Origin of the sequence: Methylobacterium gossipiicola (genome assembly GCF_900113485.1) — a bacterium.
Classification (GTDB): domain Bacteria; phylum Pseudomonadota; class Alphaproteobacteria; order Rhizobiales; family Beijerinckiaceae; genus Methylobacterium; species Methylobacterium gossipiicola.
On sequence record NZ_FOPM01000003.1, the window covers coordinates 20,662 to 33,938 of the forward strand.

Annotated in this window: 12 protein-coding genes; 9 read left to right on the forward strand and 3 right to left on the reverse strand. The window is 71.1% G+C overall.

Translation table 11 applies throughout. The features are described from left to right. Nucleotides 1-40 precede the first annotated feature (40 nt). Complete coding sequence (locus BM249_RS03220) at nt 41-940, reverse strand: alpha/beta fold hydrolase (protein WP_244528566.1); 900 nt, start codon at nt 938-940, stop codon at nt 41-43. A 217-nt stretch (nt 941-1,157) separates the two neighbouring features. Here BM249_RS03220 and BM249_RS03225 point away from each other — a divergent pair, with 217 nt between their 5' ends. The 9 genes from BM249_RS03225 (at nt 1,158) to panC (ending at nt 9,274) form a co-directional block, all read left to right on the forward strand. Next, nucleotides 1,158-2,162: an AAA family ATPase gene (locus BM249_RS03225; RefSeq protein ID WP_177232307.1), complete on the forward strand. Its 1,005-nt coding sequence runs from the start codon at nt 1,158-1,160 to the stop codon at nt 2,160-2,162. A gap of 8 nt (nt 2,163-2,170) precedes the next feature. After that, a complete protein-coding gene (locus tag BM249_RS03230) occupies nt 2,171-3,103 on the forward strand; it encodes a DUF58 domain-containing protein (protein WP_091968944.1) in 933 nt (310 codons plus the stop codon). A 135-nt stretch (nt 3,104-3,238) separates the two neighbouring features. Next, nucleotides 3,239-3,715, forward strand: a complete 477-nt coding sequence (locus BM249_RS03235; RefSeq protein ID WP_244528567.1) for a DUF4381 family protein — start codon at nt 3,239-3,241, stop codon at nt 3,713-3,715. A 3-nt stretch (nt 3,716-3,718) separates the two neighbouring features. Next, complete coding sequence (locus BM249_RS03240; RefSeq protein WP_091968948.1) at nt 3,719-4,735, forward strand: VWA domain-containing protein; 1,017 nt, start codon at nt 3,719-3,721, stop codon at nt 4,733-4,735. After that, nucleotides 4,732-5,661 (forward strand): vWA domain-containing protein, encoded by a 930-nt coding sequence (locus BM249_RS03245; protein ID WP_091969333.1) that lies wholly within the window; start codon nt 4,732-4,734, stop codon nt 5,659-5,661. Before BM249_RS03240 ends, BM249_RS03245 begins: the two co-directional genes overlap by 4 nt. Beyond that, entirely contained in the window at nt 5,661-6,569 is a 909-nt protein-coding gene (locus BM249_RS03250; RefSeq protein ID WP_091968949.1) for a tetratricopeptide repeat protein, read from the forward strand. Before BM249_RS03245 ends, BM249_RS03250 begins: the two co-directional genes overlap by 1 nt. Continuing rightward, nucleotides 6,563-7,891 (forward strand): BatD family protein, encoded by a 1,329-nt coding sequence (locus tag BM249_RS03255; protein ID WP_091968951.1) that lies wholly within the window; start codon nt 6,563-6,565, stop codon nt 7,889-7,891. The genes BM249_RS03250 and BM249_RS03255 overlap by 7 nt, the downstream gene beginning before the upstream one ends. Nucleotides 7,892-7,953: 62 nt before the next feature. Further along, nucleotides 7,954-8,343 (forward strand): hypothetical protein, encoded by a 390-nt coding sequence (locus BM249_RS03260; RefSeq protein ID WP_091968953.1) that lies wholly within the window; start codon nt 7,954-7,956, stop codon nt 8,341-8,343. A gap of 70 nt (nt 8,344-8,413) precedes the next feature. Continuing rightward, the gene (gene panC, locus BM249_RS03265; protein ID WP_091968955.1) at nt 8,414-9,274 is read left to right on the forward strand and encodes a pantoate--beta-alanine ligase; all 861 of its coding nucleotides are present in this window, start codon (nt 8,414-8,416) and stop codon (nt 9,272-9,274) included. On the opposite strand, the gene BM249_RS03270 is transcribed toward panC, so the two are convergent. Together BM249_RS03270 and BM249_RS03275 are read right to left on the reverse strand one after the other, a co-directional pair. After that, nucleotides 9,264-10,406: an extracellular catalytic domain type 1 short-chain-length polyhydroxyalkanoate depolymerase gene (locus BM249_RS03270; protein ID WP_342029846.1), complete on the reverse strand. Its 1,143-nt coding sequence runs from the start codon at nt 10,404-10,406 to the stop codon at nt 9,264-9,266. The genes panC and BM249_RS03270 overlap by 11 nt on opposite strands. Before the next feature lie 609 nt (nt 10,407-11,015). After that, entirely contained in the window at nt 11,016-13,268 is a 2,253-nt protein-coding gene (locus tag BM249_RS03275) for a xanthine dehydrogenase family protein molybdopterin-binding subunit (protein ID WP_091968959.1), read from the reverse strand. Between the last annotated feature and the right edge of the window lie 9 nt (nt 13,269-13,277).

A 13,277-nucleotide genomic window follows, 5' to 3' on the forward strand; every position in this document is an offset into this window, starting at 1 on the left:
CCTATCGCGGCCCCGCGTGACGGAACCGTGACGGTTCGGCCTAGGCGGCGAGAAAGCCTCGCAGGGCCTGCAGGGTGCCGTCCGGGTTCTCTTCCGCCAGGAAGTGTCCGGAGGTGAGATCGACGGCGGTGGCGTTCGGCGCGAAGGTGCGTTGCCAGGCGGTGAGCGGGGCCTCGGCGCTGCGGTCGAGATAACTGTCTCCGGCCAGGATCAGGGTGGGGCAGGGGATCGTGCGCTGGGCCGCGAGGTCCGCGAGATCCGCCTCGCGGTCGCGGGTCGCCCCGGCCCGGTAATCTTCGCAGAGTGCATGGATGCGCTCGGGCACGTTCCAGCTTTGGCGGTAGAGCGCCAGGGCGGCGGGCGCGAAGGCATCGAGGGATTTGGCGCCGCTCCAGTCGCGCAGCAGGCCCTCGAAATATGCGTCGGGATCCTTTCGGATCTCGTCCTCCGGCACGGGGGAGGGGCGGGCGAGGGCGTTCCAATGCGAGGGCTTGTCCGACGCCTCGATGCGTTCCCATTGCACCAGGGTCGGCAGGATATCGAGGAGGGCGAGGCGCGCGATGCGGCCGGGCTCGTCCAGCGCCAAGCGATAGCCGACCCGCGCGCCGCGATCGTGTCCGACGAGGGCGAAATGCACGTGGCCGAGATGCTCCATGATCGCCACGATCTCCCGCCCGAGGGTGCGCTTGGCGTACGTTTCATGGCGCGGGTCGCCCGCGGGGGCCGCCGACCAGCCGTAGCCCTTGAGGTCGAGGCAGATCACCCGATGGGTCTCGGCGAGGCCCGGCGCGATCCGGTGCCAGCAGGCATGGGTCTGGGGGAAGCCGTGCAGGAGGAGGACGGGCGGGGCGTCCTCGGGGCCACCGATGCGGGCGAAGAAGCGCCCGGCCGGGACGTCGATCCAGGGGGCTTCGAAACCGGGAAAGAGGTCCTGGGCCACGGGGCGGTCTCCGGGTGGGGGACCCACAAGGTAGGGCGCCCGGCGATGTGCGGCCATCCGGCCCGGTGCGCGGGATTGACGGGTGCGCCCCACACCGGCACACCCGAGGTCTGTGGATCGCTTAAGAATCCGCAACCAAGAATACCGAGGAGACGCGCATGGTACGGATCATCGTCCTTGCTCCGAAGGCCGTGCCCGCCGCTGCGGGGGTCCGCGCATGAGCGGTGCCACGCTCACCGACCGTTCGGCCGCTGCCTCCATCGATCCCGCCCTGCATGCCCGCATCCTGGCGCTCCGCGACGGCCTGCTGCACGGGCTCATCGGCGCCGACACCATGGTCGAACGCCTGCTCATCGGCCTGCTCACGGGCGGCCACCTGCTCATCGAAGGCGCGCCGGGGCTCGCCAAGACCCGCGCCGTCAAGCGCCTCTCGGACGGCCTCGACGGCAGCTTCGCCCGCATCCAGTGCACGCCCGATCTCATGCCGGCCGATCTCACCGGCACGACGGTCTGGCGTCAGGATGCCGGTGATTTCGAGTTCCTGCCCGGCCCCCTGTTCCATTCCCTCGTCCTCGTCGACGAGGTGAACCGCGCCCCCCCCAAAGTCCAGTCGGCCCTGCTCGAGGCCATGGCCGAGGGGCAGATCACCGTCTCGGGCCACACCCACGGCCTGCCCGACCCCTTCATGGTGGTGGCGACCCAGAATCCCATCGAGCATGCGGGCACCTTCCCCCTGCCCGAGGCCCAGCTCGACCGCTTCCTCCTCCACGTGGTGGTGGAGATGCCCGACGAGGCCGCCGAGCGCCGTATCCTCGACCTCGTCGAGGGCGAGCTGAACCACCACGCCGAGGCGATGCCGGTGAAGCTCTCCGTGGCCGAGATCCGCGCCGCCCGGGAGGCGGCGCTCGGCGTCTACGTCTCGCCGGCCCTCAAGGATTATCTCGTGCGCCTCGTGGCCGCGACCCGGACGGACGCCGCCGCACCGGACCTTCGCGCCGCCATCGAGCATCCGGCCTCGCCGCGCGGCACCCTCGCGCTCATGCTCGCCGGCAAGGCCCGGGCCTATCTGCACGGGCGCGACCACGTCATCCCCGAGGACGTGTCGAGTCTCGCCGCCGACGCCCTGGCTCACCGCATCGGCCTCACCTGGCGCGCCGCCGCCGAGGGCAAGACGGCGCGCGGCCTCATCCGGGACCTCGTCCAGCGGGTGCGGGCGCTCTGACCCGCCCCATGGCCTCGCCATCCACGGCCTCCCCCTCCGATCCGACGCGGGCGCCCGGCATCCATCTCTCGGGCGAGGCCCTCATGGGCCTGCGCCACCTCGCCCGGCGCGGCACGTCCCCGGCCACCCGCACCCTGGCGGGCCTGCCCGGCGGCATCGTCACCCGGCGGCGGGGGCGCGGCTCGGAGCCCGACGACGTGCGTCTGTGGTCGGAGGGCGACGACCGCCGCCACATCGACCGCAATGCCACGGCCCGCACCGGCATCCTGCACGTGCGCACCCATCACGACGAGCGCGACCGCGCCGTGGTGCTTCTCGTGGATTTCCGCCCCTCCATGCTGTTCGGCACCCGCCGGGCCTTGCGCTCGGTCGCCGCCGCCGAAGCCCTGGTGCTCCTGGGCTGGCGCGTGGCCGGGGATGGCGGCCGGGTCGGCCTCGTGGCGGTGGGCGCCGGCGAACCCGTGGTGGTGCGTCCGGCCGGCGGCGAGCGGGCCATGACCGCCGTCACCGGCGCCCTCGCGATGGCCCATGCGCAAGCCCTCGCCGACGCGTCCACGAAGGACCCGCCCCTGTCGCGGGCCCTCACCCTGGCCCAGAGCCTGCTGCCGTCGGGCGGCCACCTCGTCCTCGGAACGGCCCTCGACGATCCGGGGGAGGATTTCGACGCCCTCCTGACGATCATGGCCGAGCGCCTGTCGATCCGCCTCGTCCTCGTGAGCGACGCGTTCGAGCGGACCCGCCCGCCGGGCTTCTACCCCTTCGCCACCCCTGACGGGCGGCGTGGCACGGTTCAGGCGAGTCGCGCGGACCGGGGGGCGCCCGGCGCCGATGCCCGCCTCGTCGCCTATGCCCAGCGCGGCATCGAGGGCCTTCGCCTCGACGTCGAGGCCGGGCCGGAAGCCTACGCGCCCCTGATGGAGCGGCTCGATGCGGTGCTCTGAGATGATCGTCGGAGCCACTGTTTCACGAAGTTCACGGCCGTCATCGAACGGGCGCTGGTGCCCTCTCCTGTTCCAGGAGAGGGGGACCGTCGCGCAGCATGAGGTTTCTCTCGAAGGGCGGCAGGACGCGGCTTCGTGGAGGGATCTGTGATCCCCGCCGACGCGCCCGCCAGTCTCGATCAGCTCCGTGGCCTTCATCTGCCTGCCGACGCCGCCGGTGCGGCACAGGGGCCGGTGGTGCTCGCCATGGTGCTGGGCTTCACGGCGGCTCTGCTGGTCGGCCTCGTCCGTGTGTTGCGAGCGCGGCAACGGGTGAGCCTGCGCCGGGTGGCGTTGCGCGAACTCGCCGACGCCAACACCCTGCCGCCGGGGCCGCGCCGGGTCGCCCAGGCCCGTCTCCTGCGCCGCCTCGTCCGGACCCTCCGGGGCGACGCGGCGGCGTCCGCGCAGGGGGCGGCGTGGGCCGCGACCCTCGACGGCCTGTTCGCCACGGACTTCTTCACCAAGGACGCGGGCCGCACCTTCGCGGACGGGCTCTACCGCCGCGAGGCGTCCGAACCCGGATCGGTCGATGCCGAATTGGTTCGGTTGATGCAGCGGATCGGGGCTTAAGCCATGCCGAACTGGCTCACCGCCCTGGTCTCGGCCTTCGACCTCGCGAGCCCCTATGCCCTGCTGCTCCTGCCCCTGCCGCTCCTCGCCGCGCGCCTGATGCCGGCCGAGCGCGTCGGTTCGAGCGGCGCCCTGCGGGTGCCCGCCTCCCTCGTTGCGGCGGCGGCCCGGGGCGACAGCGTCGCCGCCCGTGGGCGTGGCCGCGCCGTGCTGGTCTGGACCCTCTGGGCGGCCCTGGTGGTGGCGCTGGCCGGTCCCCGCCTCGTCCTGCCCGCGACGGCGCTTCCAGCCTCGGGGCGCGAGATCATGCTGGTGATGGACCTGTCCGGCAGCATGGAGCGGCGCGACTTCGCCCTCGACGGCCAGACGGTGAACCGCCTCGCGGCGGTCAAGCGCGTGGGAACGGATTTCATCCGCCGCCGGGCCGGCGACCGCATCGGCCTCGTGATCTTCGCCAACGAATCCTACGTCGCCGCGAGCCCGAGTTTCGACACCGCCACCGTCGCCCGGGCGCTGGACGAGGCGACCATCGGCCTCGTCGGCCGCTCCACCGGCATCGGCGACGGCCTCGGCCTCGCCCTGAAGCGCCTGACCCCACCGCCCTCGGCGGAGACCGGCGAGGGCGGCCCGCCCGTGACCGACAAGGTGGTGATCCTCCTCACCGACGGCGCCAACAATGCCGGGCAGACTACCCCGCGCGACGTGGCGGGGCTGGCCAAGGACCTCGGTGTCCGGGTCCACACCATCGCCCTCGGACCGCGCGACCTCTCCAACGCCGAGGGCGAGCAGGATGTCGTCGACACCGAGACCCTGCGGGAGATCGCGGACCTCACCGGAGGCCGGATGTTTCGCGTGAAAACGACCGACGACCTCATGGCCATGGCGGATGCCATCGACGAGATCGAGGGTGGCCGGGCCAAGGCGCCGCCGCTGCCCCTCCGCAAGGATCTCTGGCCCTGGCCCGCCGCCCTCGGCTTCCTGTGCGCGGCCGGGCTGCTTGCCGCGAGGCGCACCGCGTGAGCCCGTTCGACGCCTTCACCGTGCTGCGGCCCTGGTGGCTCGCGGCAATTCCCGTTGTCGTGGCCCTGGCGCTTCGGGCCGCGTGGCGCTCGGCGCCGCTCGGCGATTGGATCAAGGCCGTCGATCCCGGCCTCATGGCGCTTCTGGCGCAGCGCGGCGGCGTCCTGGGCGGACGGCGGCAGGCGAATCTCGCTGCGGCCCTGGCCGCCGGCCTCGTCGCCGTGGCCCTGACGGGACCGGCCGTGGAGCGGCCGGACGCCACGACGTTCCGCAACCTCGACGCCACGGTGGTGGTGGTCGATCTCTCGCGCTCCATCGCCGAGGGCGGGCGTCTGAAGGACGTGCGCCAGATCGCCGAGGGCGTAGCCCAGGCGGCGGGCACGCGCAGCGTCGCCGTGGTGGTCTATGCCGGTGACGCCTACCTGGCGATTCCACCCACCACGGACCGCGACGCCCTCGCCTCCACCCTGTTCGCCCTCGATGGCGACACCGTGCCCGACCGGGGCACGCACCCGGAGCGCGGCCTGGCGCTGGCCCGCCGCACCCTCTCGGAAGCCGGCGTCATCGCGGGGGACGTGGTCCTCGTCACGGACGGCGACGGCATCGGCGACGCGGCCGCCCGCGAGGCGGCGGCGATCCGGGCCAAGGGCTGGGCCTTGAGCGGCGTGTTTGTGCCCGCCGGCCCCGGCCTGCCGGCGGGCTCGCCCAAACCCGACCGGGCGGCCCTGGAGCGCCTCGTCGCCACCGGGGGCGGGGATCTGGCCAGCCTCGACGCGCCGGGTCCCGTCCTCGACCGGGTCGGCGCCAGCACGGCCCAGCACCTCGCCGCCGGTGGCTACACCGTCCTGGCCTTCACCGATCTCGGACGCTGGCTCATTCTGCTGGCCCTCGTGCCGGCCCTGATCCTGTTCCGCCGGAGCGCCTGATGCGTCGCCTGTCGCTCCCCACCGAACGCCTCGCCCTGCCGCCGGGCTGGACCGTGTGGGCGCGCCGCGCCGGTCTCGGCCTCGCCGGGGCCGGCCTCATCGGCCTCGCCCTGGTGTCGCAGCCACGCACCGGTCTCGGGCGCCTGCTCATGGGCCTCGGCCTGCCCGGTGCCGCCGCCGTGGTCCTCGACGATCCGGCCTGGCGCGGCCCCGCCCTCTACCAAGCCGGACGCTACGACGAGGCCGCCGGGGTGTTTCGCGCCGCCGGCCGGCGCGGCGCCTATAATCTCGGCAACGCCCTCGCCAAGGCCGGCGACCTCCCGGGCGCCCTCGACGCCTACGACGAGGCCCTGACCTACAACCCGCGCGACGCCGACGCCCAGGCCAACCGCTCCCTCATCGCCCGCCTCGTCGACGAGGGGGCGGGCGATCCCGGCAAGGGCGGCGGCGTCGCCAACGCCACCGCCACCGTGGGCGCACGCTACAACAAGACTTCGAATCAGGACCCCAACGACGACACCCAGGCGACCTCCAGCGGCGAGGGCCTCGCCGGCAACAAGGAGGGGGGCACCACCTCCTCGACGCCGGGCAACAGCAAGGTGGCGCGGCGGGGCAAGGCCGAGCAGGTCTCGGTCGATTCCGGCAAGGGCGAGGCGCGGGGCTCGGCCAGCGACGCCGCCGGGCGCGGGCGTACGGGCGCCGGTTCGGCCATGGTCGCCGCCGCCCCCGAGCGCGAGGTCCGCCGGGTGACGAAGAGTTTCGAGGCCCACGAGATCCGGCCCGACCGCCTCTGGCTTCAGACCCTGCCGGACGATCCCGGCCGCTATCTCAAGCTCCGCCTCAAGGCCGAGCAGGCCGTGCGCGTGGAAGCCGGCACGGCGGTACCGGCGGGGAGCAACCCATGGTGATTTTTTCGGAGGTCCTGCCGTTCGCCCGTGCCCGCTCGCCGTCTCGGATACGCAGACGGGGGCGCGACCTCCGCGCGGCGCTCGTCGCCCTCGCCTGTCTTGCCTTCGCGGGCACCGCCCATGCCGAGATCGCCCCCGGCGATCTCACCCTGACGGTGACCCCGGAGCGCAACGGCAATGCCGACCCGTTCTCGCGCGAGATGGTGCTGCTGCGCATCCACGGGGTCTATCGCCAGCCGATCCTCCTCGAGGAGGTGATCCAGCCGTCGCTGGCGAATTTCAGCTGGACCCAGCTCGGCCGTGATCTGTGGACCAAGACGAAACTACCCGATGGGCAGAACGCCATCGCGTTCGACCGGGTGGTGGCGATCTTCCCGCACCATCCGGGCGACTTCACCATCGAGCCGTTCGTGCATCGCTTGACCGTCAACGACGGCGGCACCCGCAAGGTGGTGGACGTGCCCTCGCCACCGGTGCAGCTCGCCGTGGCGCATTGGACGAAGCCCGTGGGTGGCCCCGATGCCAAGGAGCCGTGGTGGCTGCCGGCCCGCGAGGTCACCATCACGGATTCGTGGAGCCCCGACCCGGAAACCGTGAAGATCGGCGAGAGCACCCGTCGCATCGTCACCCTGGAAGCGCACGGCATGGTCGCCGAGGGGCTGCCGCCCCGCCCGGTTATGCGAACGCGCGGTATCCTCACCTTCGCCGGACCGGTGACCCGCGAGACCATCATCACCCCCACGGGTCCCATCGCCCGGGCGACCTACCAGTGGGACGTCCGGCCGGCCATTGCGGAGGTGATCCCGTTGGATGCCATCGCCATCCCGTGGTTCGACACCGTGTCGCGCACCCTGCGCGAAGCCGAGATTCCGGCCCGCCAGATCGGCGGCGGCCTGCCCGACCGGGACGAGGACGCCAAGCCCCCCGTCGCCGCATCCCCCCTCTCGGTGGCGGCGGCGGCCCTCGCGGCCTTCGGTCTCGGTTTGGCCCTCCTCGGGTTCGGCGTTCCGGCCCGGTCGCGCCCGCGCCTCGGCCGGGCGACCCGCCGCGCCCTCGCGTCGGCGGCCGCGAAGGGCGACGCGGCGGCGTTCCGGTCGAGCCTCGCCCCCGCCCTGCGCGACGAGCCGGACCTCGTGCGCGCCTGGCGGGGGGACCCCGCCATCGCGGCCGGTCTCGAAGCCCTTGACGCGACCCTGTACGGTCGTGGTGCGGCGGCCCTCGATCTGCCCGATCTCGCCCGGCGCCTCGCCCATCCGGTCCCCGGCGCCACCCGGCCGGATGCGGATCACGCCCGGCTGGCCGGCCTCGACGGGCCGCGCTGACGCGCATGGTTAACCCTTGGTTTACGCCCCTCTGGCAACCCTGACGGGCAGGGAGCGGAGTGATGACGTTGAACGTGGTGACGAAGCGGATTTGGTCTGCGGCCTGCCTGTTGGCTCTGCCGCTCCTGAGCGGTGGCCCGGCGCGAGCGGCGGATTACGGAGCGGCGGAGCGGTCGTTCGGGGGCAGGGGCGAAGCCTATGGCGTCGAACTGCCGCCACGCTACTTTCCCCGGGTGGACGAAGACGCGCGCGCCGTGCGCAAGTTCGCGGTGCCGCCTCGGCGCCTCGCCGGCTGCATCCCCCGCCGGGCCCCGATTCCCACCGACGCCTGGAACGATCCGAGCTATGTCGGCTCCGCCTACGGTCTCGGCAAACCGAGTTATTACGGCTTCACCCCGCCGCTGGGCGTCGACGATCCCTACGGTCGTCCGCTTCTCCCCTACTGCCCCTGACGGGCTGGCGCCTGGGGGGGCGGACGATTAGGTCAGGGGACGGAGTTCCAAGACCGAAAGAGACGTCCCCGTGTCCGAGACAACCCCCATCCGGTTCGAGGCCGTCGCCCCCCTACGTGCGCAGGCGGCGGCGTGGCGTAAAGCCGGCGAGCGCATCGTCCTGGTGCCGACCATGGGGGCGCTGCATGCCGGCCACCTCGCCCTGGTGGCGCGAGCCCGCGAACTGGGCCAGCGCACGGTCGCGAGCATCTTCGTCAACCCGACGCAGTTCGGCCCGACGGAGGACTTTTCGCGGTATCCCCGTGACGTGGAGACCGATCTGGCGCTGCTCGCCGAGGCCGGGGCGGATGCCGCCTACCTGCCCGATGTCGCGACCATGTACCCGCCGGGCTTCGCCACCCGCATCGAGGTCGAGGCGGTGTCGGAGGGGCTGTGCGGCGCGTTCCGGCCGGGGCATTTCTCCGGAGTCGCCACCGTTGTGACGAAGCTCCTCAATCAGGTCCAGCCCGACATCGCCCTGTTCGGCGAGAAGGATTACCAGCAGCTCCTGGTGATCCGCCGCGCCGTGCGCGATCTCGATCTGCCCATCGACATCCAAGGGGTTCCGACCCTGCGCGAGGCCGACGGCCTCGCCCTGTCGTCGCGTAATCGCTACCTCAGCGCCGACGAGCGCCGCGCCGCGCCCGTGCTCCATGCGGTGCTCGACACCATCGCGCGGGGGCTCTCGGCGGGCCGGGAGGCGGGGCCGCTCCTCGATGCGGGGCGGGCCAAGCTCGAAGCCGCCGGGTTCGGGCCGGTGCAGTATCTCGAAATTCGCGACGCCGAGACCCTGGCTCCGGTGGAGCGACCCGAGGGGCCGGTGCGCATCCTCGCGGCGGCCTATCTCGGCCGCACCCGCCTCATCGACAACATCGCGGCGCTCACCCCTTGAGGGGATTGGCGAGGAAGAAGTTCAGCATGGCGCGCGAGGCGTCGGGGCCACGCGGATCGGTGTAGCTGCCCGCCAGGGTGCCGCCCGACCAGGCATGGCCGAGGCCCCGGACCATCCAGCCCTCGGCGCGGACATGACCGGCCGCGTCGGCGTAGCGGGTGCGGATATAGGGAAGACCGCCCTGGCTGACATCTTCGATGATCTCGGGGGTCAGACCGGCGATTCCAGCCTGGGCGAGGGCCTGCTCTCCGTTGAGCGGGTTGACCGTGCCGTCGCTCTCGCCGTGGACCACGATGGTCGGCAGGGGCGTGACGGGGGCGACGCAATCGGCCTCGGCCACGGGGCCGAGGCGCATGACCGTCAGGGCGGCCGAGACGTCGCGGGCGCACCCCGCCGCCAGACCCGAATGGATGCCCACCGCCGCGAAGAGATCGGGATAGGCGTGGGCGACGTTCGCCGCCGCGGCGCCGCCCGCCGAGAGACCGGCGATGAAGACGTGGCGGGGATTGATCCGATGCGCCGCGATCACCGCACGGGTCATGTCGGCAATGATGCCGGTCTCGCCGCTTTCCCGGTCCTGATCGCCGGGCTGGAACCAGTTCCAGCAGCGCTGGCCGTTGGCCCGGCTCGTCTGGCCCGGATACAGCACGTAGAATCCGTGCGTTTCGGCGAGGGTGTTCATGCCCGTGCCGGCGGCGAAATCGCCCGGCGATTGGCTACAGCCGTGGAGCATCACCACCAGGGGGCGGGTGCCCGGATGGGCTCCGGGCACGAACAGCTTGTACTCCCGCGTCCCGTGCAGGCCGGTGAAGCTGCCATCGGTGAAGCTCGGCCCGTCCGCGACGGGCGGCTCCGCCGGGGGCGCATCCGTTGCACGGGCCTGCGGCGCGAGACCTTGAAGACCGAGACCTTCGAGGACGGGCGCGACGCTGCGTTCGAGGCCCTGCGTCACGGATTTCATCGCATCGCGCAGACGGTCGGTCAGGCCAGCTTCCACCGAATGGGATGCAAAGCCATGCGGCTCGCTCAAGCTCTCGTTCAGGCTGCGCTGCATCAGGGCGGACGCATCCGTCAGGCGTCCGCTGGCGGTCAGGCGCGTGGCCTCCATCATGTCGGCCATACGGTCTTGCATCCGGTTGTGTTGATCGCTCATCGAAGATTCGCTTTCAGGTTCGATGCGGCACCAGGGGACGCACGAACGGTCCGGGCGGAGATCGAGGATGGGGGCGGATTCAGCGCGACCGAACGGTGCGCATGGTCGCAGAAGTCGATCCTGCGGGTAGGGACGCCGTGTCCGGGTCCGGAGCCCCGATCCGTTTTGGCGTGAGGAAGCACGGGCGCCGCGCCGCATGGCTCGAACGGGTTCGACGGTTTGACGCGCCGACCGCGCTTTTCAGTCCTGAGGATCGATGTGCCGCCGCGATAGGGCGTGCGGCGGGGCTAGGGGCGGGGATCCATCCGGCGCAGGTACCGGGAAGGTGCGAACGGACGAACGCAGGATCGACCGGATTGATCTCACTCAGAGGGTCCGCGGTTCGCGGCGCATCCACGATATCCGGCATGCTGCACCCCATCGCCTCGATTCGAACGACGATGAGGGAAGAGTTGCTGCAGCGCAATATGAAATATTGCGCTGCAGTGTAATGGCTCGCTGTCATGTCCCTGGTGCAGTACTCGACGCTCAGCCGCCGTCAAGCTCCGCCGGATCGACAAGCGTCGTTTGTCGCTTGTCGATTGCGTTTCAGGCCAGGATTTTATCGATGGTGATCGGCAATTCGCGGATGCGCTTGCCGGTCGCGTGGAACACCGCATTGGCCACCGCCGCCGCCGTACCGACAATGCCGATTTCGCCCAGGCCCTTCACGCCCATGGGGTTGGCCTTGTCCTCTTCGTCGACGAAGATCACATCGATGTCGTGGATGTCGGCGTGAACCGGCACGTGATATTCGCCGAGGTTGTGGTTCATGAACCGGCCGAGGGTGTGGTCGAGCATCGACTCCTCTTCGAGGGCGGAGCCGATCCCCATGACCACGCCGCCGAGGATCTGACTGCGCGCGGTCTTGGTGTTGAGGATCTTGCCCGCCGCGATGGCCGAGACCACGCGGGTGACGCGCACCACACCGAGATCCTCGTCGACCTTCACCTCCACGAAGACCGCCGAGTGGGTGTATCCGGCAAAGCTCTGCGAATGATTCGAATCGGGGCCGGCCGACCCGGTGGCCTCGATTTTATCCATTCCGCCGGCCTTCAGGACCTCGGCGATGGCGATGCTGCGGCTGGGATCGCCCGCGACGGAGATGTGTCCGTCCTTGAACACGACGCGCTCGAAATCGACGTTGGCGAGGGGCGAATCGTCGAGACGGCGGGCCAGGGTGAAGACCTGGGCGGCGATCTCGCGGCACGCCTTCATCACGGCGGTGCCGGATGACGCCGCCGTCCACGAGCCGCCCGCGATGGGCGCGTCGGCGAGCTTCGAGTCGCCGAGCTTCGTCGTCACGTCCTCAATCCGGAGGCCGAGGGCGTCGGCGGCGATCTGGGTCAGGATCGTGTAGGTGCCGGTGCCGATGTCGCTGGTCTGGTTGCCGATCACGAGCTTGCCATCGGCGGTGAGCGTCGCCTGGGCGCTCGATTGCTGCATCATCGATTCCCAGATGCCCGTCGCCATGCCCCAGCCGACGAGTTCGCGCCCGTCCCGCATGGAGCGGGGCTCGGGGTCGCGGCCCGCCCAGCCGAAGCGCTCGGCCCCCTGTTCGTAGGCGGCTCGCAGGGATTTCGAGCTGAACGGCTTGTCCTGGGTGCGGTCCTTCTCGGCGTAGTTCCTGAGCCGCAGGGCGATGGGGTCCTGGCCCGTGGCGTGGGCGAGTTCGTCCATGGCCACTTCGAGGGCGAACACCCCCGTCACGGCGCCGGGCGCCCGCATGTCGGAGGGCGTATAGGTGTCGATCTTGGCGAGTCGGTAATCAAGGGCGACATTGGGGCAATCGTAGAGAACGCCCGACCAGTTCACCACGACCTCCTGGTAATCCTCGAAGTTCGAGGTGCCGGAGATGGCCTCGTGGCGGATGGATTGGAGCGCGCCGTCTTCACCGGCCCCGAGGGACACGGTCTGGCGCACGTCGGGCCGGTAGCCGAAGCTGAACATCTGGTCGCGGGTGAGCGTCACGCGCACGGAGCGTTCGAGGTCGCGGGCGGCCATCACGGCGAGGAACAGCTGGTATTGCGGCCGCAGCCCGGAACCGAAGCCACCGCCGAGATACGGGCTCATGACGTGAACGTCGTCCTTCTTCATCCCGAACACGCCGATGATGTAGCCGAGACTGTTCGAGACGCCCTGGATCTTGTCATAGACGGTGATCTTGCCGTCGCCCTCCCAGACCACCGTCGAAGCATGGGGCTCCATCGGGTTATGGTGCTCGACGGCCATGTGATAGCGACCGTCGAGCTTGATCGGAGCGGCCTCATAGGCGCCCACGGCATCGCCCCAGGGCTCGGGCGGCGGCTTGATGCCCGAGCGCTTCTTCGGCGGGACGTAGGCTTGATCCTGCAGGGCGGCGAGGTCGGTGTTCGGCGTCTCCGCTTCGTACGCGACCTTCACCAAGGACGCGGCATGGCGCGCCGTGTCGAAATCCTCCGCCACCACGAGGGCGACGGGCTGGCCGCTGTAGTGGACCTTATCGTCGTAGAGGGCCCGGAACGGGGAACCGGGGGGCGCCACCTGATCCTGGTAATTGTAGTCGAGCCAGGCCGTGCGCGGCCGGTTCTCGTGGGTGAGAACCTTCAGAACGCCCGGAACCGCCTCGGCGGCCGCAGTGTCGAGGGCCGTGATGCGGCCGCGCGCGATGGCGCTCGACACCACGTAGCCGTGGGCAAGGTCGGGCGCGGAGAATTCCCCGGCATACTTCGCCTGACCCGTGACCTTGGCCGGGCCGTCGACCCGGCTGTGGGCGGTGCCGACATAGGTGTCCGTGCCGGAGGTGTTGATGGAGTTTGCCATGGAAAACCT